The organism is Kitasatospora sp. NPDC085895 (assembly GCF_040702125.1).
GTDB classification, from domain to species: Bacteria; Actinomycetota; Actinomycetes; order Streptomycetales; family Streptomycetaceae; genus Kitasatospora; species Kitasatospora arboriphila.
The window spans coordinates 1-22,619 of the sequence record NZ_JBFBJY010000030.1 but is presented as its reverse complement, the minus strand read 5'-3'; the positions used below and the strand labels follow the sequence as shown (position 1 = coordinate 22,619).

Below are 22,619 nucleotides of genomic sequence, written 5' to 3'. Positions count from 1 at the left end.
CGCTACCCGGGGGCGGCCGTCAGGGCGTGGGCAGCCAGCCGACGTGCCCGGCGAGGAGGGCGTAGCCGACGAAGGCGACGGTGTCGATCAGGGCGTGGGCGACGACCAGCGGCATCACCCGGCCCCAGCGGCGGTACAGCAGGCAGAAGACCACGCCCATGACCATGTTGCCGACGAGCCCGCCGACGCCCTGGTACAGGTGGTACGACCCGCGCAGCACCGCGCTGGTGACCACGATCGCCGGCCAGGACCAGCCCAGCTGGCCGAGCCGCCGCAGCAGGTAACCGACCACGACGACCTCTTCGAGGATCGCGTTCTGCCAGGCCGAGCCGATCAGGACGGGGATGCGCCACCAGACGTCCGGCAGGCCGGAGGGGGCGACGGTGAGGTTGAAGCCGGCGGCCTGGGCGGCGAGGTAGAGGCCGAGTCCGGTGCCGCCGATCGCGGCGGCGACCAGCGCGCCGCGCCCGAGGTCCCGCGCCTTGTCCCGGAGGTCGAAGCCGAGCACCCGCAGCGAGGTGCCCTCCCGCACCAGCAGGTAGCCGACCAGCACGACGGGCATGAGTCCGCGGGCGATGTAGTAGAGCTGCCAGGCGAGGTCGATCCAGGGCCGGCCCGGCGCGCGGGAGCCGTTGAGGGTGGCGACCTGCTGGCCGAGCGCGATCGGCTGGGTCAGCGAGTCGGCGAAGCTGATCAGGGCGGCGATGCCGCTGGCCCCGAGGGAGAGGCCGAGCACGATGAGCAGCTCGACGCCGAGCAGGCGGCGGGCCGGGGTGCCGGTCTCCGGCTCGGTCGTAACGCTGGTCACCTGGTCTCCCGCGCGGCGGCTCGCTCCCCGCGGCCGGCCGGCGCGCGGGCCCGTCGGCGCGGACGGCCTCCGGGCCGATCATCCTCGCACACGCGGATGAGGGCGCCCCGCCGCGAGCGGCCGGTGGCGGGCACCGGTCGCGGGCGGCGGGGCGCGGCCGGTCAGCCGACCGGCCAGGTGTGCACCGGTTCGCCGGTGCGCATGTACTCCACGTACCTGCGGGTCATCGCGGCGATGGCGGCGGTGCGGTCCATGCCGAAGTGCTCGCGCAGCCGGTGCACGGTGGCGGCCTGCCAGGAGGCGCCGTTGGTGCGGCGCAGGCAGCGCTGTTCGATGACGCCGAGGTAGCGGTCGCGGTCGGCGGGTTCGATGCCCCATTCGTCGAGGCCCTGGTGGGCGAGCGGGAGCAGCTCGTTCAGCACGAGCTCGGTGACGGGGGTCGGGGCGGTGCCGCCGCGGCCGGCCCGGCCGTGCCGGGGCCAGTGCAGGACGGCGTCGATGCCGTGCCGGGCCGCGGTGTGGAAGTTCTCGTCGGCGCGTTCGAAGGGCAGCCTCGTCCAGACCGGCCGGGACTGTTCGGCGAGGACGCGGACGAGCCCGTAGTAGAAGGCGGCGTTGGCGAGGACGTCGGTGACGGTGGGCCCGGCGGGCAGGCAGCGGTTCTCCACCCGGAGGTGGGCGATGCCGTCGGCGACGTCGTAGACGGGGCGGTTCCAGCGGTAGATGGTGCCGTTGTGGAGCCGCATCTCGGCGAGTTTGGGGACGCCGCCGGAGGCGAGCACCTTGACCGGGTCCTCGTCGTCGCAGATCGGCAGCAGGGCCGGGAAGTAGCGGAGGTTCTCGGCGAAGAGGTCCAGCGCGGAGTCCACCCAGCGTTCCCCGAACCAGGTGATGGGGCGCACGCCCTGCGCCTTGAGCTCCGCCGAACGGGTGTCGCAGGCCTGCTGGAAGAGCACCGGGCGGGTCTCGCGCCACAGTTCGCGGCCGAACAGGAACGGCGAGTTGGCGCCGAGCGCGACCTGGCAGGCGGAGACCGCCTGGGCCGCGTTCCACACGGGCGCGAACTTCTCCGGCGTGACCTGCAGGTGGAGTTGGAGCGAGGTGGCCGCGGCCTCCGCGACCATCGAGACCGACTCGACCGCGAGGCGCTCGACGCCCTCGATGTCCAGCGCGATGTCCTCGCCGCGGGCGGCCAGGATCTGGTCGCTGAGCAGGCTGTAGCGGTTGTTGTGCGACATGGCGTCCAGGCCGGTGTGGTCCAGGTCGAGGGTCGGCAGGATGCCGACCATGACGATCCGGGCGCCGGCGTCGGCCGCCTGCCGGTCCGCGTAGCGCAGGCAGGTGTCGACCTCCTCGCGGAGCTCCTCCAGGACGTGCCCGCCGAGCCGCCGCGGGGCGACGTTGACCTCGATGTTGAAACGGCCCAGCTCGGTCTGGAAGTCGGCCGAGGCGATGGACTCCAGCACCTGCGCGTTCCGCATGACCGGCATGCCCTGCTCGTCGGCCAGGTTGAGCTCGATCTCCAGGCCCATCATCGCTCTGGGGCGGTCGAAACGTCCCTCGCGCAGCATCCGCTCGAACACGTCCAGACAGGACTGGAGCTTGCGCCGGTACAGCTGCCGGTCGGACAGTTCAGCGCGAGTGGCCGCGACCTTCTCGCCCATGAGCGTCCTCCTCCCCTAGGTCGACCGTGCATGCATCATGCCCATCCGGAAGATCGATAGCCCGGGGTCTCGAACGCGGTGGCGAGGGCAAGAACTGACGGGACGTCAGCCACGATCGGACTTGCCGCCCCACACCGAACGTGATAAGAAGGTCACCCTGCGCACCTGTTCGAGTAGAATTCGCACTGCGCTTCCGGCCGGTTTCCCGCCGCACGACAACCTCGTGCTCGCGTGGTTCCGTGCCCGCACCGCGATCATGCCCAACCGGACACGGCCAGGTCCCGCCACGCCGGTATGCCGCACTCGCACGCCGATCTCGCACAGAGAGGCGACCCGCCATGACTCTGCAGACCCCCCAGCCACCGCCGAGCGCCCTGCGCGCCGTGCTGGCCGCCCTCGACGACGAGGGTGCGCTGAGCAAGCCCGCGGCCGCCGCGCTGCGCCATACCGCCGGCCCGCTGCTCCCCGCGCATCCGCTGGCCGTGTACGTGCTGGAGGGGTCCGCGCTGGGCACCGCGCGGCGCACCGGCTGGCGGTTCCTCATCAAGCAGGGCAGCGGCGGCGTCGTCGCGGCGGCGGAGGTGACGGAGACGGTGGCCGGGCACACCTTCTCGCACTTCGCGGCCGGCCCCTACCTCGACTCCACCGTCCGGGCGTTGCGGCAGGCCTGGCAGCTGGCCCAGGGTTCGCGGACGATCCGGCTGCCCCGGCTGCTGACGATGCCGGGGCACTACGCCACGGCGCTGTGGCTGAACGGTTCGGCGCCGGACGGCGGGGACGACCTGCTGATCCCGCTCTCCCCCGCGCCGCTCGGGGTGACGGCCCACCGGATCTACCGGGCGGGCGAGTTGCTGGCGGCGCTGGAGCGCCCGCCGCTCGGCGGCGCCGCGATGCTGCTCAGCCAGAGCTGAACCGCCGCGCGTCGGCCGGAGCGCGACCGCCGGACCGGCACCTCCGCATCACCCGGACGGGCCATCGGTTCTGACCTACCAGGGTCAGTAACCCGGTGGCCCGTCCGGCCGTTCCGGAACAGGTCGGCCGCCTGAACGGGTGATCTCCCGCGACGGGTTGTGGCTCATGTCACAAAAAGGCTGCGGGAAGGACCCGGGATGCCGACACTGGGAACCAGCGGATGTGGGGGCTTGTCCTACCCACCGGAGCGCCGGTTCACACCTGGGCCGGCGAGGATGATCCGCCGGCAGGGCGGCGCGCCACGGGGGTGCCGTGCGGCGGGGCAGGATCCGAGCGAAGCGAGGGTACGAGCTATGTGCCAGCACCGTACTGAGTGTCCTTCGGCCGAGTCGGCCGACCGCGAGGCGGCCGTACCGGTGGCCCGCCACCCCGAGCAGGGCTGGAGCCTGCTCTGCAACGGCGTCCTGCTCTTCGAGGACACCGGTGAACTGCTGCCCGACGGCCGGGTGATCGCGCCGCGGCGCCCGCTCGCCGTGGCGGCCTGACCGACCCGGCAGCACCACAGCATCCCGGCACCACCGGCCGGGAACGCCGCGAGGGCCCCGGAGGAATCGTCCTCCGGGGCCCTCGCCGTCGTGCGCTACCGGCTCAGTTGCCGTACTCGTCCAGCGGGGGGCAGGAGCAGACCAGGTTGCGGTCGCCGTAGGCGCCGTCGATCCGGCTCACCGGCGGCCAGTACTTGTCCGCGGGGTTCACGCCGGCCGGGAAGACGGCCTCCTCGCGGGTGTACGGGTGCTGCCAGTCGCCGGCCAGCTCGGCGGCGGTGTGCGGGGCGTTGCGCAGCGGGTTGTCCTCGGCGGCCCACTCGCCGGAGCCGACCTTCTCGATCTCCGCGCGGATCTGGATCATCGCCTCGCAGAAGCGGTCGATCTCGTGCAGGTCCTCGGACTCGGTGGGCTCGATCATCAGCGTGCCGGCCACCGGGAACGACATGGTCGGGGCGTGGAAGCCGTAGTCGATCAGGCGCTTGGCCACGTCGTCGACCGTCACGCCGGTCTCCTTGGTGAGCGGGCGCAGGTCGATGATGCACTCGTGCGCGACGAGGCCGCCGGGGCCGGTGTAGAGCACCGGGAAGTGCGGGGCGAGCCGCTTGGCGATGTAGTTGGCGTTCAGCACGGCCACCTGGGTGGCGCGCTTGAGGCCCTCGCCGCCCATCAGGCGGACGTACGACCAGGAGATCGGCAGGATCGCCGCCGAGCCCCAGGGGGCGGCCGAGATCGGGCCGACGCCGGTGGCCGGGCCGGCCTCCGCCTGCAGCGGGTGGTTCGGCAGGTACGGCGCGAGGTGCGCGCGGACCGCGACCGGGCCGACGCCCGGGCCGCCGCCGCCGTGCGGGATGCAGAAGGTCTTGTGCAGGTTCAGGTGCGACACGTCGGCGCCGAACTTGCCCGGCTTGGCGAGGCCGACCAGCGCGTTGAGGTTGGCGCCGTCGACGTACACCTGGCCGCCGGCCTCGTGCACCATGGCGCAGATCTCGGTGATCTCGGTCTCGTACACGCCGTGGGTGGACGGGTAGGTGACCATCAGCACCGAGAGCTGGTCGCGGTGCTGCTCGATCTTGGCCTTGAGGTCCTCGACGTCGACGTCGCCGTCGACCAGGGTCTTGACCACGACGACGCGCATGCCGGCCATCACCGCGGAGGCGGCGTTGGTGCCGTGCGCGGAGGACGGGATGAGGCAGACGTCGCGCTGGGTGTCGCCGTTGGCCAGGTGGTAGGCGCGGACGGCCAGCAGACCGGCCAGCTCGCCCTGGGAGCCGGCGTTCGGCTGGATGGAGACGGCGTCGTAGCCGGTGACCTCGACGAGCTGCTGCTCCAGGCCGTGGATCAGGCTGAGGAAGCCCTGCACCTGGTCGGCCGGGGCGAACGGGTGCAGCTGGCCGAACTCGGGCCAGGTGACCGGCTCCATCTCGGTGGTGGCGTTGAGCTTCATGGTGCACGAGCCCAGCGGGATCATGCCGCGGTCCAGCGCGTAGTCGCGGTCCGACAGGCGGCGCAGGTAGCGCAGCATGGCGGTCTCGGAGCGGTGGCTGTGGAAGACCGGGTGGGTGAGGTACTCGTCGTCGCGCAGCAGGGCGGCCGGCAGCGCGTCGGCGGTCTCGTCGAGCTCGCCGCCGGCGATGCCGAACGCGGCCCACAGCGCGGTGACGTGCTCGCGGGTGGTGGTCTCGTCGCAGGAGATCGAGACGGTGTCGGCGTCCACCTTGTGGATGTTGATGTTCGCCTCGAGGGCGGCGGCGACGACCTCGTCGGCGCGCTGCGGGACGCGGGCGGTGACGGTGTCGAAGAAGGCGCCGTGCACCAGCTCGACGCCGCCGGCGCGCAGGCCCGCGGCGAGCGCGGCGGCGTAGCGGTGGGTGCGGCGGGCGATGTCCGCGAGGCCGTCGGGGCCGTGGTACACGGCGTACATCGAGGCCATCACGGCGAGCAGCACCTGGGCGGTGCAGATGTTGCTGGTGGCCTTCTCGCGGCGGATGTGCTGCTCGCGGGTCTGCAGGGCCAGGCGGTAGGCGCGGTTGCCGTCGGAGTCGACGGAGACGCCGACCAGGCGGCCGGGCAGGTTGCGGGCGAACTCGGCGCGGACGGCGAGGTAGCCGGCGTGCGGGCCGCCGAAGCCCATCGGCACGCCGAAGCGCTGCGAGGTGCCGCAGGCGATGTCGGCGCCCATCGAGCCCGGGGACTTGAGCAGGGTGAGGGCGAGCAGGTCGGCGGCGACGGCGACGACCGCGCCGAGGCCGTGGGCCTGCTCGATGACCGGGGTGAGGTCGCGGACGGCGCCGGCGGCACCCGGGTACTGGAGCAGCACGCCGAAGACGCCGCGCTCGGCGATCTCGGCCGGGATGCCCTCGGACAGGTCGGCGACGACCACCTCGACGCCGGTCGGCTCGGCGCGGGTCTCGATGACCGCGACGGTCTGCGGCAGGGTGTCGGCGTCGATCAGGAAGACGCCGCCCTTGACCTTGGTGACGCGGCGGGCCAGCGCCATCGCCTCGGCGGCGGCGGTGCCCTCGTCGAGCAGCGAGGAGCCGGAGGTGGCGAGGCCGGTGAGGTCGGAGACCAGGGTCTGGAAGTTCAGCAGCGCCTCGAGGCGGCCCTGCGAGATCTCCGGCTGGTACGGGGTGTAGGCGGTGTACCAGGCCGGGTTCTCGAGCACGTTGCGCAGGATCACCGGCGGGGTGAAGGTGCCGTAGTAGCCGAGGCCGATCATGGAGGTGGCGACCCGGTTGCGGTCGGCCAGCTCGCGCAGCTCGGCGAGGACCTGGGCCTCGCTGCGGCCGGCGGGCAGGTCCAGCGCGGTCAGGCTGCGGATGGCCTCGGGAACGGCCGCGTCGGCCAGCTCGTCCAGCGACGCGAAGCCCACCTGGGCGAGCATCTTCTCCTGGGCGGCGGCGTCGGGGCCGATGTGGCGGGTCTCGAAGGGGCTGGCCTGCTCGAGCTCGGTGAGGTTCGGCTGGGCGTTCATGGGGGTCGAGGCCTCCTGGTCACGGACCGGCGGGGGTACGCACGCCGGTCGGCCGCCGTGGGGAGCCGGAGACGTACGAACCCGTCAGGCCTCCCCCTCTGTCATCGGTACCTGAGAGCTTCGCCGTTTCGACGCCCGAGGGCATCTCGTCGGCTTGCACCGTCGGTGAGGGTGGTGCCGACGGCTCCTGTGCCGGCGGTCCTGCCCTGCTTTCCAGAGTGACCTGGCCCATGCGGTACGGGTGCCTGAGAGATTCCGGGGAGGAGTTGCTCCTTCGGCGCCCCTTCCCCAGCTCAGCGGGGTCGGGGACTCTCCCGCGCGGGCTCGGCGGTCGCCGCCCAGGGTACCAGCGGGACCACCGGGAATGGCGGGTGCTGTGACCGGCGTCCCACCGCCGGTGGCCGGTCCGCCGGCCCCGCCTGCGGGCCCGCGGGCCGTGCCCGCCCCCCGGACGGCCGATCACCGGCCCGGACGGCCGCTCCCGGCTCGCCGGTGACCGGTCCATGGCGTTCTGTGTAGATGGCGTCTGGCCAGCTCCTCCAGCCGTCCCGACGTCCGCGGAGACACAGGAGCAGTAGGCACTGGAGGACAGCGTGCAGACCGATATCGATCCGCGAGACCTGATCGGGCACAAGGCGGTCGACCGGAACGGTGAGAAGATCGGCACGGTCGACGAGGTGTATCTCGACGACGCGACCGGTGAGCCCGAGTGGGCCGCCGTCCGCACCGGGATCTTCGGCCGGGACGCCTTCGTCCCGCTGACCACCAGCGAGTTCTCGGGCGAGGAGCTCAAGGTCCCGTACGACAAGTCGCTGGTGAAGGACTCCCCGGACTTCGGTGTGGGCCAGCACCTGTCACCCGCCCAGGAGTTGCAGCTCTACCGCTACTACGGGCTGGACACCTCCAACGGTCGGCCGGGCCCGGAGGCGGGTCCGGCGCCCGCCGAGCGCCCCGGTGACACCGAGTTCGGCGCGGTCGCGCACGCGGCGCCCGAGCAGTCCGCGGCGAACGGCCGCCCGGCGGCGAACGGCCACGGCCGGACGGACCACGCCGACGGGCAGCACGGCGGCACGCGCCACGACGGGCCCCGGCAGGAGGGGACCCGGCCGGACGGCTCCGGACCGGCCGGCTCCCGGCAGGACGGCTCGGAGAACACCATGCAGCTCCCGGTGGTGCCGGCCGGCGGCGCCGTCCGCCCACCGGCCGCGCCGACCACCGCGCCGACCGCCGCGCACCGGCCCGAGCGGCCGGAGCGGCAGCAAGGCGGCGAGGCCTCGGCGCACGGGCCGGTCGAGATCGTCTGCCGCGAGGAACGGCTGGACATCAGCACCGAGTGGCACGTGCTGGGCACCGCCCGGCTGCGCAAGTACGTCACCTCGGAGGCCGTGGAGCGCCGGGTGTCGGTGGTGCGGGAGCGGGTGCGGGTGGAGCGGGTGCCGGTGAGCGACGCCGAGCGGGCCGCGCTGAGCGACCAGGAGATCGCCGAGGCGGTCGAGGAGGTGACCCTGCGCGAGGAGCGGCCGGTGGTGCGCAAGTACCTGGCCCCGGTCGAGCGGGTGCGCCTGGTGGTGGAGCGCTACACCGAGGAGGAGCTCGTCCGCGAGGAGCTGCGGCGCGAGCAGGTCGAGGTGCACGACGGGACGGCGCGCCAGCCGTACGGCCCCCAGCCGGCCGACCGCGCGGCGGCCACGAACGCCTCCACCACGGCGACCGCCGCGGCTGCCGCGACCGGGCCCGCTCCGGCCGGGCCCGCTCCGGCCGGTGGGCAGCCGGCGCCTGCACCCGCCGCGTCGGGCCAGGCGCCCGTCCAGGTCGCGGCGCGGACGGCCGCGGCGCAGCCGGCCCGGCCGGAGCCGCTGCGCCCCGTCTGATCCTCCGACGGCAGGACGTCCCCCGGAGTCCCGGTCCGCTGCGGCGGGCCGGGACCTGCGCTTTGCCAAAGCTTCACCGATCGATATTTGACAGGCTGAAGTATCTACCTGCATCGTTACTTCAGTTCATTCACTATCGCTCGCCTGAAGCAGTGACCGGCTTCCGGCGACCCAACGGGAGGAAACCCACCGTGAGTGAGGCCCCACAGCCCGCCGCCACGGACGAGAAGCCGAGCAGTGCGCGGGTGCTCCCCGCGCTCGTGCTGGCCATGCTGGCGTTCAGCGTGGTGCAGACCGCGGTCGTGCCGATCCTGCCGTCGCTCGCCAAGGAGCTCGACGTCTCCGGCTCCAGCATCACCTGGCTGATGACCGCCAACCTGCTCTCCGCGGCCGTGCTCACGCCGCTGCTCGGCCGGTTCGGCGACCTCCGCGGCCGCAAGCCGATGCTGCTGGTCTCGCTCGCCGGCCTGGTCGCGGGCTCCGCCCTCGCGGTCGGCACCCACTCCTTCACCTGGCTGGTCGTCGCCCGCGTGCTCCAGGGCGCCGGCGGTGGCGTGCTCCCGCTCGCGATCAGCATCGTCCGCGACGAGCTGCCCAAGGCCAAGGTCACCGGCGGCGTCGCCGCCATCAGCGCCTCCATGGGCGTCGGCAGCGGCCTCGGCCTGGTCGCCACCGGCCTGCTGCTGGAGCACTGGAGCTACAAGTCGATCTTCTGGATGGGCCTGGCCTTCGGCATCATCGCCGTCGCGCTGGTCGCGATCCGCGTCCCCAAGGACCCGGTCGTCGACAAGGAGGGCGGCGCCGACCCGCTCGGCGCGCTCACCCTGGCCGGCTGGCTCTCCGCCCTGCTGATCGCCGTCAGCCAGGGCAACCACTGGGGCTGGACCTCCAACCGCACCCTCGGCCTGTTCGCCGTCGCCGCCGTGGTCGCCCTCGTCTGGATCCTCATCGAGGTCAAGGTCAGCCACCCGCTGGTCGACATGAAGATGATGTCCCGCCCGGCCGTCGCCTTCACCAACATCTCCGGCCTGCTCATGGGCTTCGGGATGTACGGCTCCTTCATGGTCATCAGCAACTTCGCGCAGACCCCGGAGAAGCTCGCCCACTACGGCTTCACCGCCACCGTGCTGCACGCCGGCATCATGCTGCTGCCGTCCGCGCTCGGCTCGATGGTCGCCGCCCCGCTCGGCGCCCTGATGATCGCCCGCCGCGGCCCCCGCCTGCCGCTCGTCGCCGGCGGTCTGCTCGGCGCCGTCGCGATGGCCTACCTCGCCGTCCGGCACAGCCACGAGATCGACATCTACCTCGCCTCCGCCGTCTTCGGCCTCGGCGTCGGCCTCGCCTACGCGGCCATGCCCGCCTACATCAACGGCGCCGTGCCCGCCGAGCAGAGCGGCATCGCCAACGGCATGAACGCGGTGCTGCGCACCGTCGGCGGCGCCGTCGGCACCGCCGTCATGGCGGCCATCCTCACCGGCGACACCATGAAGCTGCCGATCCCGATCGCCCTGCCGACCCTGACCGCCTACGAGCACGCCTACTGGACGGCCGCCGTGATGTGCGTGGTCGCCGGCCTGGTGCCGTTCGCCATCCGCCGGATCAAGGCCGCCGACCTCCCGGCCGCCACCCCGGCCGAGGCCACCCCCTCCAGCCCCGAGCTGGCCAAGACCGACGCCTGACGAGGCGTCTCCCTCGCGCCAGGGGACGAGGCGCGAGGGGGGCCGGGCCCCGTGGACGGTTGTGGGCATGCGACCGCGGACACGGCCCGGCCCCGCCGAGCGGCCCCGCACTGGGACGGTGCGGGGCCGCTCGCCATTTCCACCGGTGTCCCGGGCGGCCTTGAGAGCCGGGAGCTCAGGCCCGGCGCAGCGGCAGCGGGTCGGAGGGCTCCAGGTCCGGATCGTCGACGGCGAAGGTCCGCACCCGGCCCGGCGGGCCGTACGGCGTCTCGAAGCGCACGGTGACCCGGCCGACACCACTGCCCTGCACCCAGCCGGGACCGTGCTCGGCGTGGTGGACGTCCTGCCCGGGCAGCCAGCGGCGCAGCGCCGGCGGCACGGCCGGAGCCGTGTCGGCGGCGTCCGGCCCCCCGGCCTCCGCCGACGCCACCCCTGCCTCCGCCCCCGCTGCTGCCTCCGCCCCCGCTGCTGCCTCCGCCGCCGCTGCTGCCTCCACCTCCACCTCCGCGGCGTGCGCGGCCTGGGCGAAGAGGTCCTCCTGCGTGTAGTCGGCGAGCTGGGAGACGCCCACGCCGAGCAGCCGCACCCCGCCGGTGGTGTCGACCTGCAGGGCCAGCCGGCGGGCCGTCTCCGCGATCACGCCCTCGTCGTCGGTGGGGGCGCGGAGCGTCTCGGAGCGGGTCAGGGTGGAGAAGTCGAAGCGGCGCACCTTCAGCACCACCGTGCGGCCGGAGCGGCCCGCCGCCCGCAGCCGCTTGACGCAGCGGGCGGTGAGCTGGTCGACCTCGTACAGGATGCGGTCGCGGTCGGCGAGGTCGACCTCGAAGGTGTCCTCGACCGACACCGATTTGGCGTCGCGGTCGGGCACCACGGCCCGCTCGTCGTGGCCGACGGCCATCAGGTGGACACCGGTGCCGTGCGCCCGCCCGAGCAGGTGGACGAGCTCGGCCTCACCGGCGTCCGCGAGGTCGGCCACGGTGGTCAGGCCCGCGCGGCGCAGCGTCTGCTCGGTGGCCGGGCCGATCCCGGGCAGCGCCCGGACGGGCATCGGGCTGAGCACGGCCCGCTCCGAACCGACCTCCACCAGCACCAGGCCGTCCGGCTTGGCCCGCTCGGAGGCGATCTTCGCCATCAGCTTGGAGCCTGCGGCGCCGACGGAGGCGGTGAGGCCGGTCCGTTCGAGGATGTCGGCGCGCAGGTCCTCGGCGACCGCGAGCACCAGCTGCGCACCGGTCTCCGGGTCGGCCTCGGCGAGGGCGGGGCCGTACGGGCCGGCCTCCAGGTCGACGAAGGCCTCGTCGAGGCTCAGCGGCTCGACCAGCGGGGAGCGTTCGCGCAGCAGGGCCATGACGATGTCGCTGTTCTGGCGGTAGGCGGCGAAGCGGCCGGACAGGAAGGCGGCGTTCGGGCAGAGCCGGCGCGCCTGGGCCATCGGCATGGCCGAGTGGACGCCGAACCTGCGGGCCTCGTAGGAGGCGGTGGCGACGACGCCGCGGCCGCCGAGGCCGCCGACCACCACGGGTTTGCCGCGCAGGCTCGGCTTGGCCGCCTGCTCCACCGCGGCGAAGAAGGCGTCCATGTCGAGGTGGATGATGCTCGGCACAGTCCGCACACCGCGATCATCGCGCACGGCTGTGACAATCCGTTCGAGGCGGGCCGCCCCCGGTCCGCCGGGCCCGCGCCACGCCTCGGCGGGGTCCGCGCCCCGCGGGTCGATACAGCTACGGCTTGGCGGCGTCCGCGAGCGCGCGGGTGACCCCGGGCTCGGTCGCGCCCAGGAACTGCGGGTCGGGCCGCAGCCAGGCGTCCAGCGCCGCCTTGCCGGCCCCCGGGATCTCCCGCAGTCCGCCGTAGTACCAGGTGGTGTCGTGCGGCTCGTCCACGGCGACGGCGTACGCGTCGATGCCGGCCGCCTCGCACAGCGCCAGGGCCCGCCGCACGTGGAAGCCCTGACTGACCAGCAGGGCGTGGTCGACGCCGAACACGCGGCGGGCCCGGCTGCAGGAGTCCCAGGTGTCGAAGCCGGCGTAGTCGCCGACCACCCGGACGTCGGGCACCCCGCGGTCCGTCAGGTAGCGGCGCATGGCGTCGGTCTCGTCGTAGTCGGTGGTGCTGTTGTCCCCGGTGACCAGGATGGCCCGCACCTTGTGCTGCTGATAGAGGTTCAGCGCCGCGTCGAGCCGGTGCGCCAGGTACGGGGAGGGCTCGCCGCCGAAGAGTCCGGCGCCGAAGACCACGGCCACGGGCGCGGCCGGGGCGTCGGCCACCGTGGTGACCCGCCCGCCCTCGCCCGTCCACAGCCAGGTGCTGGGTGCGAGCCCGACGGCGCTGACGAGGACGGCGGCCTGGAACCAGCGGCGCCGACCGGTGCGGTCGCCGAGCCCGGGGATCCGCCGCAGCCGCGCCACGGCCTTGCGCAGCACCTTCACATCCTTGATCGACACATCTGGCGGGACGCCGACCGGGGCCGGTGCGGTTCCACCCCCGGGCGGGCCCCGTCGCCGCGTCGGACCGCGGTCGCCGTGTCAGACCGCGCGGTTGCGCCGCTGGGCGAGCTCGTCGGCCGGGTTGTGGCCGACCAGGGTCTCACCGGTGTCGGTGCGCTCGGCGTGCAGCCGGCCGAGGGCGGTCTCCAGCTCCTGCCAGACCGCGCCGACGGCGATGCCGAACATGCCCTGGCCGCCGCCGATCAGGTCGACGACCTGCTGCGGGCTGGTGCACTCGTAGACGGTGGCGCCGTCGCACATCAGGGTCAGGCCGGTGAGGTCGGCGGGCTCGGCCGCCTGGAGGTGGGCGACGGCGACGCGGATGTTCTGCAGCGAGACGCCGGCGTCCAGCAGCCGCTTGACGATCTTCAGCAGGAGGATGTCGCGGAAGCTGTAGAGCCGCTGCGCTCCGGCCGGGTAGGCGGTGCGGACGCTGGGCTCCAGCAGCCCGGTGCGGGCCCAGTAGTCGAGCTGACGGTACGTGATGCCGGCGGCCGCACAGGCGGTCGGCCCGCGGTACCCGACCAGGGCGGAGGTGGGCGGGATGCGCTCGATCGCGGGCTGCCCGGCCTGGACGGCGGGGAAGCGGCCCACCCGGGGCAGTTCGGGCTCGGCCGGCTCGGTCAGCGCCTCCCGGCCCCGCGCAACCGGTCCTCGGGCGGCGCGCGGCAGGTGCACGGCGCACAGGCCCCCGGCGGTGGCGTCGCCGTTACCGCTCATGCCTGCCTCCGTCCACTCGGTCCTGCGGCTCTCCCGGCGCCGGACGGCGCAGGCCGACCGGAACCTCCCTTGACGGTAGGCAGTCACCACAGGCCCGTCAACGATCGCCACGCCGGGGCTCCGGTCGGATGTCACTCCGAAGAGTGGTTTTTCGTGCCCTTAGTGTGGGTAGGAGGGGCCGCTTTTGCAAAGCGCGGTTGCAGCGCCCCGGAGCGCGCAGTACGCGCGCCGTCCGCGGGCGGCGCCGCCTCGGGCGCCGCTACTGCTGGCCGCCGCCGAAGTCCTCCGGCGAGACCTGGTCGAGGAACTCGCGGAACTTCTCGACCTCGTCCTCCTGCTCGTCCGGGATCGCGATGCCCGCCTCGGCGAGCACGTTCTCGCTGCCGTAGATCGGCGTCCCGGTCCGCAGCGCCAGCGCTATGGCGTCCGAGGGACGCGCACTCACCTCGACACCGCCGGAGAAGACGAGCTCGGCGTAGAAGACGCCCTCCCGCAGGTCGCTGATCCGGACCTCGGTGAGCTGCTGGCCCAGCGCGTCGAGCACGTCCTTGAAAAGGTCGTGCGTCAGCGGCCGCACCGGGGTCATGCCCTGCTGCGCGAAAGCGATCGCGGTCGCCTCGCCGGGGCCGATCCAGATCGGCAGGTACCGATCGCCCCCGACCTCCCGCAGCAGCACGATCGGCTGGTTGGAAGGCATCTCCACCCGGACACCCACGACGTCGAGCTCATTCACACTGGCAACCCTATGGCGCGCGCCGCCGATAGGAAAGCGCAGTCCTTCCGGCCCTGGTCAGCAACGCGGCCCCGGGGTGTCGTCGGCACCGGCGCTCAGTTCGGCCGGGCCCGCAGGCCCGCCTGCACCATGGCCGCGTGCAGCCGGACGGAGAGCGTGGCCAGCTCCCGGGCGGTGGTCTCGGCGTGCGCCCGGGTCTGCGGGTTGCGGTGCCGGCGCAGCGGCGCCACCACCTGGTCGACCAGGGCCACCTCGCGCTCCGCGGCGGCCTTCATGGCCCGCAGGTGGCGGGGCTCCAGGCCGTACCGGCCGAGCTCGGCGACCAGCCGGGCGATCTGCAGCGCCTCCCCGTCGTAGCCGCCGTCCGGCCCGGCCGTGACCAGACCGTAGGACTCCCACTCGAGGAGCTCGCCCTCCTCCGCCTCGGCCGCGGCGAGCAGCTCCGCCCGCCCGAGCCGCACCCCGGCGACCGCGCCGGACGCGGCGCCGAGCTCCCGGTCGGCCTCCTCCAACGGGCCGGGCCGGGCCTCCGGCGCGGGCAGCGCCGGCGGCGCCTCGCCGCGCTCGATGGCGTCCAGGTGCTCGCGGATCACCCGCAGCGGCAGGTAGTGGTCGCGCTGCATGCGCAGCACGTACGCCAGCCGTTCGACGTCCCCGGCGCTGAACTTGCGGTAGCCGGACGGGGTGCGCTGCGGGTCGACCAGCCCCTCCGCCTCCAGGAAGCGGATCTTGGAGATGGTGACCTCGGGGAAGTCGTCCCGGAGGAACGCCAGGACGGCGCCGATCGAGAGCAGCTCGTCGCCGCCCCTCCCCCGTGCCTCGGCCGCACGGCGTGTGGCGGGCACGGGGGTGGCCCCGAGGGTGGTGGGAGGGTTCGCGGTCACTCGGGCTCCTGCCGACGTCGGATTCAGTACCCCCGGACGTGGCCGGCGAAGAACACCAGCCGGTACTTGCCGATCTGGACCTCGTCGCCGTTGCTGAGCGTCACCTCGTCGATCCGCTCCCGGTTGACGTACGTGCCGTTCAGGCTGCCGACGTCCGCGACCGAGAAACCACCGCCGGGCAGCCGCCTGAACTCCACGTGGCGGCGCGAGACCGTCACGTCGTCCAGGAAGATGTCGCCCTGCGGGTGGCGGCCCGCGGTGGTCACGTCCGAGTCGAGCAGGAACCGGCTGCCGGAGTTCGGGCCGCGCTGCACGATCAGCAGGGCGGAGCCCGGCGGCAGGGCGTCGATCGCGGCCAGCACCTCGGGCGACAGCGCCGGGGTGGCGCCGGTCGAGGTGGCACCGGGCTCGTACGACTCGATCCCGGAGATCGAGATGGTCGACGTGGTCTCGGCGGCCCTCTCCGGCACCGGCGCGCTGCGCAGCGCCGTCCCGCAGTTGGAGCAGAACCGGGCCGTGACCGGGTTCTGGTTGCCGCACCGCGGACACGGGGAGGTGCCAGCCATCGTCACAGCCTCCTGGCTCGGCACACCCTGCTGGACGTGCCCGGCGTAGGGGTCCGGGGTAAACCCTCCACCGGAGGTTGAGGGTGCTGCCGGGAAACCTATGCGCGGCGCGCCACCCGATTCAACCGACGCGCCGTAGCCCCGGGCATTCCCCTCGTACGGAGCCGCGCCGTGGCCGTCGCGGAACAGCGGGCGCTCGGCGTACTGGTCCGCCTCGGGCGCGGGCCGCATGCCGGGGACGGCGGCCTCCTCCCCCGGGTGGCGGTGACGCGCGGTGGGCGCGTCCGCCGACTCCTGGCGGTTGTTGCGGCCGAAAAGCTTCGAGAACAGACTCACGGGCGAATCCCCTTGCGTGTGACAGACCCGCCCGCGGGGCAGGGTGACAGGCTCGGACAGGCAGCTTGCCCGGCATCCGGCCGGGCCCGAGCAGGCGGCGGAGCGCACCGCCGGGGTGGAACATCCCAGTGTGCCTCAGGCTGCCCGGCGGCGCGCCACCGGGGGCCGCGCGTACCTGACGGACCGTAGGACAGTCGGCCCGTCACTTCGCCGCCGGCTTGCCGTACTGCAGCGGCTTCGGCGCTGCGAGCGCGTCGACGACCACCTTCTGCTGCTGGGTGATGACCGCGGTCGCCTGCTCCTTCTCCAGGGTGCGGACCACGCCGCCCGGGATGTTCAGCGCGGGCGTCAGGTCCTGGGGGTTGCCCACGACCGTGAAGCGGAACGGCTGCGTCACCTTCTTGCCGTCGATCTGCACACCGCCGTCGGCGCCGTCGGTGAAGTAGGTGCCGGCCACGACACGCACGTCGTTGATCTGAATCGCCTCCGCTCCCGCCGCTCGGAGTTCCTGCAGGGTGTCCAGCAGCATATCCGCCTTCACCTGCCCCTGGGGATCATTGATCGTCAAGACGATTCCCGGCCCGGTCGCCTGCTCCGTGCCGGCGAGCACACCCAGCTCGGTCGCCTTCCTCCTGGTCTGCTCCTGGGCCTCCTTGGCCTGGTTGGAGCTGTTCTCCAACTGGGTCAACGACTGCTCCAGCTGCGTCTTCTCCTGCTGGAGACGCTGCTGGCGGCTGTCCAGTTCGTCGAGGATGCGGACGAGATCCTCCTGGCGGGCCCCGCGCAGCTGGTTGTGGTCGTTGGTGGAACGCACCTGGATCGCCAGACCCAGGCCCAGCGCGAACAGCAGCACGGCCACGACGAGCTGGCCGCGGGAGAGCCGCGGCGGCCAGAGCGCACCCCGCAGCCTGCGGCGTGAGTCGGCCGGCGCACCCGGGTCCGCCGACTCGGGCTCCTCCGCCTTCTCGGTCTTCTCGACCCGCGTGGCCGGCTCAGCGGTGGGCTCAGCACCGGCCTCGGACGGGCGGGGCTCGGTGCTCCCGTCCGCCGCGGGGGCCCGGGCAGGCTCCGCAGCGGCCGCGTCCGGCGCCTCGACGGCTCCCTCGGCGGGCTCACCGCCGGCCGGCGGGGTCACGGACGGCGCCGCCTCCTCGCCGGTCTTCCGGAGAGCCTCGCGCGGCTCGGGCGCCGCGCCCTCCTCCGCGGGGGGCACCGGCGTGCCGTTCGGCTTGTCGTCCTGTTCCACGACGTGTCTCTCCCTACGCCCTGAACACATGCCGCCGGATCGCGGCTGCGTTGGAGAAGATCCGGATACCGAGCACCACGACGACACCGGTCGAGAGCTGCGCGCCCACGCCGAGCTGGTCGCCGAGGAAGACGATCAGGGCCGCGACGACCACGTTCGAGAGGAACGAGACGACGAAGACCTTGTCGTTGAAGATCCCGTCCAGCATCGCCCGGACACCGCCGAACACCGCGTCCAGCGCCGCCACCACCGCGATCGGCAGGTACGGCACCACGGCGTCGGGGACCTCGGGCTGGACGAAGAGGCCGACGACGACGCCGATCACGAGCCCCAGAACGGCAATCACGGTGAAGGTACTCCTGTCCGGATGGCGGTCGACTTGGTGGCCCGGGAGTCCGGGCGGGACGGCGAGGCACTGCCCGAGGGCGAGGAGCCGGCCGAGGGCGGGGCACTGCCCGGGGGCGGAGTGCCGCCCGAGGAGGCCGTCGGGGCGGAGGACTCGGCACCACCGGGCTTCACCGTCCGCAGCGTCACGCCGAGCGCGGCCGGCAGCGACATCTTCTTCTGCACGGACACGCTCGACTTGATGCCGTAGCTGTCCTGGATCAGCTTGAGGTAGCGCCCGGCCGAGCTGGAGTCGAAGGCCTGCGCGAACCGCTCCCCGTCCCCGACCGCGAGCACGGTGTACGGGGGCACCAGCGGCCGGTTGTCCACCAGCACCGCGTCGCCCGCGGCGCGGATCGCGGAGAGCGTCGTCAGCCGCTGGCCGTTGATCGACACCGCCTCGGCGCCGGACAGCCACAGCCCGTTCACCACGAGCTGCAGGTCGCGGTCGCGCAGCCGGCCGGTGTTGTTGAACCCCTCGGCCTCCCGCGGATTGCTGGCCGAGCCGCCCGCGCCGGTGCCCGAGGCGTCGTCGATCACCAGCTTGATGCCCGGGCCGCTGATCTCCCCCGTGCCGGTCCGGGCGGCGAGCAGGGCGAGCGCGTTGTCGCCGCCGACGGGCAGCGCCTGCTGCTGGGCCGTCGCGACCTTCGTGCGCAGGTCCTCGACCTGCCGCTGCAGCGTGTCCGCGGCCTTCGTGGCGTCGTTGACCCGGTGGACGAGCGCGTCCCGCTCCTTGGCGAGCGTCGGCTCGGCCTTGGAGGCGTTCACCCCGCCCACGGTCACCACGGTCGCCGCCAGGGCCAGCCCGACCGCCAGGGTGAGCTTGCCGCGCAGGCTCGTCGGCAGCCGGCTCGGACCGTCCCCGCGGCGCGCGGCCTCGGCGTAGCCCTCGTCCAGGCTGTGGTCCATCACGTTGGTCAGCAGGGACATCGAGGCGTCCGGGCGGTTGAACCGTCCGTTCGAGTCGCTCGGCGTCGGCGTTGCTGGCATGCGGGACATCGTCCCATGTCGCCGGGGCGGCGTACGCACAGCCCCCGCGCTACCGTCCCGGACGGACACCGAACCGTGACCGGCCGGGGCGCGGCGGCGTGCTGCCGCCGAGCCCCGGCCGGGTCACCGGGCGGTGTTCCCTCAGCGTCCCGCGGAGTCCACCACCGCCGCCCACTCGTCGAGCAGCTGCTCGGTGGCCTCGTCGTCGGGGCCCTCCGCCCACAGGTGGGTGACCGCCTCGGCCGGGTCCGGCAGGACGAGCGTCCACCGGCCGTCGGCCTCGACCACGCGCACGCCGTCCGTGGTGTCCAGCCGCCGGCTGCCGGCCGCCTCCACCACCGAGCGCATCACCATGCCCTTGGCCGCCCACGGCGTCGCGATGTCGCGCCGCTTGATGTGCGCCTGCGGGATCCGGGCGTCGATCTGGCTCAGCGTGAGCTGGGTGCGGGCCACCAGGCCGACCAGCCGGACGAACGCCGCCGGACCGTCCAGCACACCGCTGAACTCGGGCACCACGAACCCGCCGCGCCCGTCGCCGCCGAACACCGTGCCCTCCTCCGCGGCCGCCTTCGCGAGGTCGTCCGGCGAGGTGGTCGTCCAGGTCACCTGGGTGCCGTGGTACGCCGCGACCTGCTCGGCGATCCGGGTCGTGGTCACGGGCAGCGCCACCTGGCCGCTGCGCCGCTCCGCCGCGACCAGGTCGAGCAGCACCAGCAGCGCCCGGTCGTCCTGGATCACCCGGCCGAGCTCGTCGACGAACGACACCCGCTCGCCCACCGGGTCGAAGCGCACCCCGAAGGCCGCCCGAGAGGAGGCCACCAGCTCGCCGAGCCGGGCCAGCGCGGCCCGCCGTTCCTCGGCGTCCTCGGTCGGCCGGGCCTCGTCGAGGCCGCTGTCGACGGTGAGCGTCTCGACGCCGAGCCGGCCGAGGATGCTCGGCAGGACGAGCCCCGCACTGCCGTGCGCGGCGTCCACCACGACCTTCAGGCCGGCCTCGCGCACCCCGCTGGTGTCGACCGCCCGCAGCAGGTTCCGCGCGTACGAGTCGAACACGCTGGACGGGTGCAGCAGGTCGCCGATCTCACCGGGGAAGGCCCGCCGGAACTCCTGGCGCGCGTACACGCGGTCCAGCTTCCGCTGGCTCGCCTGCGAGAGGTCGGCGCCGGCCCCGTCGAAGAACAGGATGTCCAGCGAGTCCGGCACTCCCGGCGTGGTCCGCAGGAAGATGCCGCCCGCACTGCCGCGCGCGGTGTTCTGCCGCGCGACCGGCATCGGGACGTTCTCCAGGTCGCGGACGTCGATCGCGCTGGTCTGCAGCGCCGAGATCATCGCCCGCTTGAGCGCCCGGGCACCACGCGAGTGGTCACGCGCGATGGTGACCGTCGCCCCCTTCTTGAGGGTGGTGGCGTACGCGCCGGCCAGCCGGACGGCGAGCTCCGGGGTGATCTCCACGTTCAGGATGCCGGAGACGCCGCGCACGCCGAACAGGTGCTCCTGGCCGCGGGACTCCCAGATCACCGAGGTGTTGACGACCGCGCCGGCCTCGATGGTCTTGAACGGGTAGACCCGGACGTTGCCCGCCAGCAGCGACTCCTCGCCGATCAGGCACTCGTCACCGATCACCGCGCCCTCGTCGATCCGCGCGGCCCGCATCACGTCGGTGTTCTTGCCGATCACACAGCCGCGCAGGTTGCTCTGCGGCCCGACGTACACGTTGTCGTGGACCACCGCCTTGTGCAGGAAGGCGCCGCGCTTGACGACCACGTTGCTGCCCAGCACGGTGTGCTCGCGCAGCTCCACCCCGGCCTCGACCTTGGCGTAGTCGCCGATGTACAGCGGCCCGCGGAGCACCGCCTCCGGGTCGACCTCGGCCCCCTCGGCCACCCACACGCCGGGAGAGATCTCGAAGCCGTCGAGCTCGACCTCGACCTTGCCCTCGAGGACGTCCGCCTGCGCCTTCAGGTAGCTCTCGTGCGTGCCCACGTCCTCCCAGTAGCCCTCGGCGACGTAGCCGTAGACCGGCTTGCCCTCCTTGAGCAGCTGCGGGAAGACGTCGCTCGACCAGTCGACCGACTCGCCGGCCGCGACGTAGGAGAAGACCTCGGGTTCCATCACGTAGATGCCGGTGTTCACCGTGTCCGAGAAGACCTGGCCCCAGGTCGGCTTCTCCAGGAAGCGCTCGACCCGCCCCTCGTCGTCGGTGATCGTGATGCCGAACTCCAACGGGTTGGGCACCCGGGTCAGGCAGACGGTGACCAGCGCGCCCTTCTCACGGTGGAAGGCCACCAACTCGGAAAGATCGAAATCGGTGAGCGCGTCACCGGAGATCACCAGAAACGAGTCGTCCTTGAGCGCGTCCTCGGCGTTCTTCACACTGCCCGCGGTACCGAGCGGGACCTCTTCATTGGCATAGGTGAGGTTCATCCCCAGCTCTTCGCCGTCCCCGAAGTAGTTCTTCACCAGGGAGGCCAGGAACTGGACGGTCACCACGGTGTCCGTGAGACCGTGCCGCCGTAGCAGCCGCAGTACGTGCTCCATGATCGGCCTGTTGGCCACCGGCAGTAGTGGCTTGGGCATGCTCGACGTCATCGGACGGAGTCGAGTGCCTTCGCCACCCGCCATCACAACGGCTTTCATTCGGGTGCGTCCTCCTTCGCGGTGGTGAACCCTGCAGATCCATCAAACCGTTCCAGAGCTTCTCTACCCGGATAAAAACGTCCGACTCACCGTGTCGTGGCAAGTCGGACGTGGAGATCTTGTCAGCAGCGTGCAAACAGCCCGCTCAAACGGCGGCCGTGCGGTCCGCCCGCACCAGCTGCCGGGCCTGGACGGCGTACAGGATGCCGGCCCACCAGTAGAGCACCGTGCCCCACCAGATGAATGCCCAGCTGACCGGCTCGGCAACCGTGGCCAGCCAGCTCTCCCCGTTGCCGAGCAGCAGAAGCGGAAAGGCGTACATCAGGTTGAACGTGGCCGCCTTCCCCAGGAAACTCACCTGGAGCGGCCCGTAACCGTGCCGGTTGAGAATGGGAAGCAGCGCGCCGATGAACAGTTCGCGCGCCAGCAGCACGACGGTGACCCACAGCGGCAGGATCTCACGCCACGTCAGACCGACCAGCGTGGACAGCACGTACAGCCGGTCCGCCGCCGGATCCAGGATCTGGCCGAGCCGGCTCACCTGGCCCCAGCGCCGCGCGAGCTTGCCGTCCAGGTAGTCGCTGACGCCGCTCAGCATCAGCACGACGATCGCCCAGCCGTCGTTCTCCGGCCCGCCGAACACCGGCCAGAGGATCAGCCACAGGAAGACGGGCACACCCACCAGCCGCGCCATGCTCAGCAGGTTGGGGATGGTGAGGACGCGGTCCGTCTGCACCCGCGTCTCCTGAACCTCCACCTGGGACCCTCCTGACAGCTGTACCGCCGTGAACGTGTGCGGCATTGACCTTACAACAACAAAGCCCCCACCCTGCTGGGTGGGGGCTTTGCCATGAAGAATTGTTCGGCGGCGTCCTACTCTCCCACAGGGTCCCCCCTGCAGTACCATCGGCGCTCCGAGGCTTAGCTTCCGGGTTCGGAATGTGACCGGGCGTTTCCCTCGTGCTATGACCACCGAAACCCTATCGGGTATTCAGCGAAACACACTTTTCAATTGATAAGTGTTACTTCGTTCGCCGGCGATAGCTGTTCGCTACCCGGGAACCACACAGTGAACGCGAGCGTCTGAGGACAAGCCCTCGGCCTATTAGTACCGGTCAACTCCACCCCTTACGGGGCTTCCATATCCGGCCTATCAACCCAGTCGTCTACTGGGAGCC

General features: G+C 72.7%; 18 protein-coding genes, 2 rRNA genes and 1 riboswitch. Of the genes, 4 read left to right on the top strand and 16 right to left on the bottom strand.

From position 1 onward, the window contains the following. Positions 1–19: 19 nt before the first annotated feature. Both AB0442_RS19855 and AB0442_RS19850 read right to left on the bottom strand, forming a co-directional pair. Positions 20–808: a CPBP family intramembrane glutamic endopeptidase gene (locus AB0442_RS19855; protein ID WP_363546975.1), complete on the bottom strand. Its 789-nt coding sequence runs from the start codon at positions 806–808 to the stop codon at positions 20–22. Positions 809–969: 161 nt separating this feature from the next. Beyond that, on the bottom strand, positions 970–2,472 hold the full coding sequence (locus AB0442_RS19850; RefSeq protein ID WP_366164249.1) for a glutamate-cysteine ligase family protein: 1,503 nt from the start codon (positions 2,470–2,472) through the stop codon (positions 970–972). A gap of 338 nt (positions 2,473–2,810) precedes the next feature. Between AB0442_RS19850 and AB0442_RS19845 the strand changes: the two genes are divergently transcribed. After that, a complete protein-coding gene (locus AB0442_RS19845; protein ID WP_363546978.1) occupies positions 2,811–3,383 on the top strand; it encodes a hypothetical protein in 573 nt (190 codons plus the stop codon). Between the two features lie 354 nt (positions 3,384–3,737). Beyond that, entirely contained in the window at positions 3,738–3,929 is a 192-nt protein-coding gene (locus AB0442_RS19840) for a DUF5999 family protein (protein ID WP_344624316.1), read from the top strand. 103 nt (positions 3,930–4,032) lie between these two features. Here the strand turns inward: AB0442_RS19840 and gcvP are convergent, their stop codons facing one another. Next, entirely contained in the window at positions 4,033–6,906 is a 2,874-nt protein-coding gene (gcvP, locus tag AB0442_RS19835) for an aminomethyl-transferring glycine dehydrogenase (protein WP_363546981.1), read from the bottom strand. Positions 6,907–7,129: 223 nt separating this feature from the next. Beyond that, positions 7,130–7,233, bottom strand: a riboswitch (glycine riboswitch). A 266-nt stretch (positions 7,234–7,499) separates the two neighbouring features. Here gcvP and AB0442_RS19830 point away from each other — a divergent pair. Next, positions 7,500–8,777, top strand: a complete 1,278-nt coding sequence (locus AB0442_RS19830) for a DUF2382 domain-containing protein (RefSeq protein WP_366164248.1) — start codon at positions 7,500–7,502, stop codon at positions 8,775–8,777. Positions 8,778–8,968: 191 nt separating this feature from the next. Continuing rightward, positions 8,969–10,456: an MFS transporter gene (locus AB0442_RS19825; protein WP_344624319.1), complete on the top strand. Its 1,488-nt coding sequence runs from the start codon at positions 8,969–8,971 to the stop codon at positions 10,454–10,456. A gap of 175 nt (positions 10,457–10,631) precedes the next feature. On the opposite strand, the gene AB0442_RS19820 is transcribed toward AB0442_RS19825, so the two are convergent. The 13 genes from AB0442_RS19820 to AB0442_RS19760 form a co-directional block, all read right to left on the bottom strand. Then, positions 10,632–12,068 carry a DNA polymerase IV gene (locus AB0442_RS19820; protein WP_366164247.1) on the bottom strand — a complete coding sequence of 479 codons (1,437 nt, stop codon included), beginning with the start codon at positions 12,066–12,068 and terminating at the stop codon, positions 10,632–10,634. A 109-nt stretch (positions 12,069–12,177) separates the two neighbouring features. Then, on the bottom strand, positions 12,178–12,855 hold the full coding sequence (locus AB0442_RS19815; RefSeq protein WP_366164304.1) for an ElyC/SanA/YdcF family protein: 678 nt from the start codon (positions 12,853–12,855) through the stop codon (positions 12,178–12,180). A gap of 126 nt (positions 12,856–12,981) precedes the next feature. After that, positions 12,982–13,662 carry a MerR family transcriptional regulator gene (locus AB0442_RS19810; protein WP_366164246.1) on the bottom strand — a complete coding sequence of 227 codons (681 nt, stop codon included), beginning with the start codon at positions 13,660–13,662 and terminating at the stop codon, positions 12,982–12,984. 259 nt (positions 13,663–13,921) lie between these two features. Beyond that, positions 13,922–14,395: a bifunctional nuclease family protein gene (locus AB0442_RS19805; protein WP_263106328.1), complete on the bottom strand. Its 474-nt coding sequence runs from the start codon at positions 14,393–14,395 to the stop codon at positions 13,922–13,924. Between the two features lie 95 nt (positions 14,396–14,490). After that, positions 14,491–15,240: a MerR family transcriptional regulator gene (locus AB0442_RS19800; RefSeq protein ID WP_344624334.1), complete on the bottom strand. Its 750-nt coding sequence runs from the start codon at positions 15,238–15,240 to the stop codon at positions 14,491–14,493. Positions 15,241–15,302: 62 nt separating this feature from the next. Beyond that, positions 15,303–15,845, bottom strand: a complete 543-nt coding sequence (locus tag AB0442_RS19795) for an FHA domain-containing protein (RefSeq protein WP_344624323.1) — start codon at positions 15,843–15,845, stop codon at positions 15,303–15,305. Between the two features lie 538 nt (positions 15,846–16,383). Further along, complete coding sequence (locus AB0442_RS19790; protein WP_366164245.1) at positions 16,384–17,427, bottom strand: DUF881 domain-containing protein; 1,044 nt, start codon at positions 17,425–17,427, stop codon at positions 16,384–16,386. 13 nt (positions 17,428–17,440) lie between these two features. Further along, positions 17,441–17,773 (bottom strand): small basic family protein, encoded by a 333-nt coding sequence (locus tag AB0442_RS19785; protein WP_030269510.1) that lies wholly within the window; start codon positions 17,771–17,773, stop codon positions 17,441–17,443. Next, complete coding sequence (locus tag AB0442_RS19780) at positions 17,770–18,804, bottom strand: DUF881 domain-containing protein (protein WP_366164244.1); 1,035 nt, start codon at positions 18,802–18,804, stop codon at positions 17,770–17,772. The genes AB0442_RS19785 and AB0442_RS19780 overlap by 4 nt, the downstream gene beginning before the upstream one ends. Positions 18,805–18,945: 141 nt before the next feature. After that, a complete protein-coding gene (locus AB0442_RS19775) occupies positions 18,946–21,441 on the bottom strand; it encodes a mannose-1-phosphate guanyltransferase (protein WP_366164243.1) in 2,496 nt (831 codons plus the stop codon). Between the two features lie 145 nt (positions 21,442–21,586). Beyond that, positions 21,587–22,198, bottom strand: a complete 612-nt coding sequence (gene pgsA / locus AB0442_RS19770) for a CDP-diacylglycerol--glycerol-3-phosphate 3-phosphatidyltransferase (RefSeq protein WP_366164242.1) — start codon at positions 22,196–22,198, stop codon at positions 21,587–21,589. A 103-nt stretch (positions 22,199–22,301) separates the two neighbouring features. Continuing rightward, positions 22,302–22,418 (bottom strand): 5S ribosomal RNA (rrf, locus tag AB0442_RS19765). Between the two features lie 108 nt (positions 22,419–22,526). Continuing rightward, positions 22,527–22,619, bottom strand: a 23S ribosomal RNA gene (locus AB0442_RS19760); the annotation flags it as partial.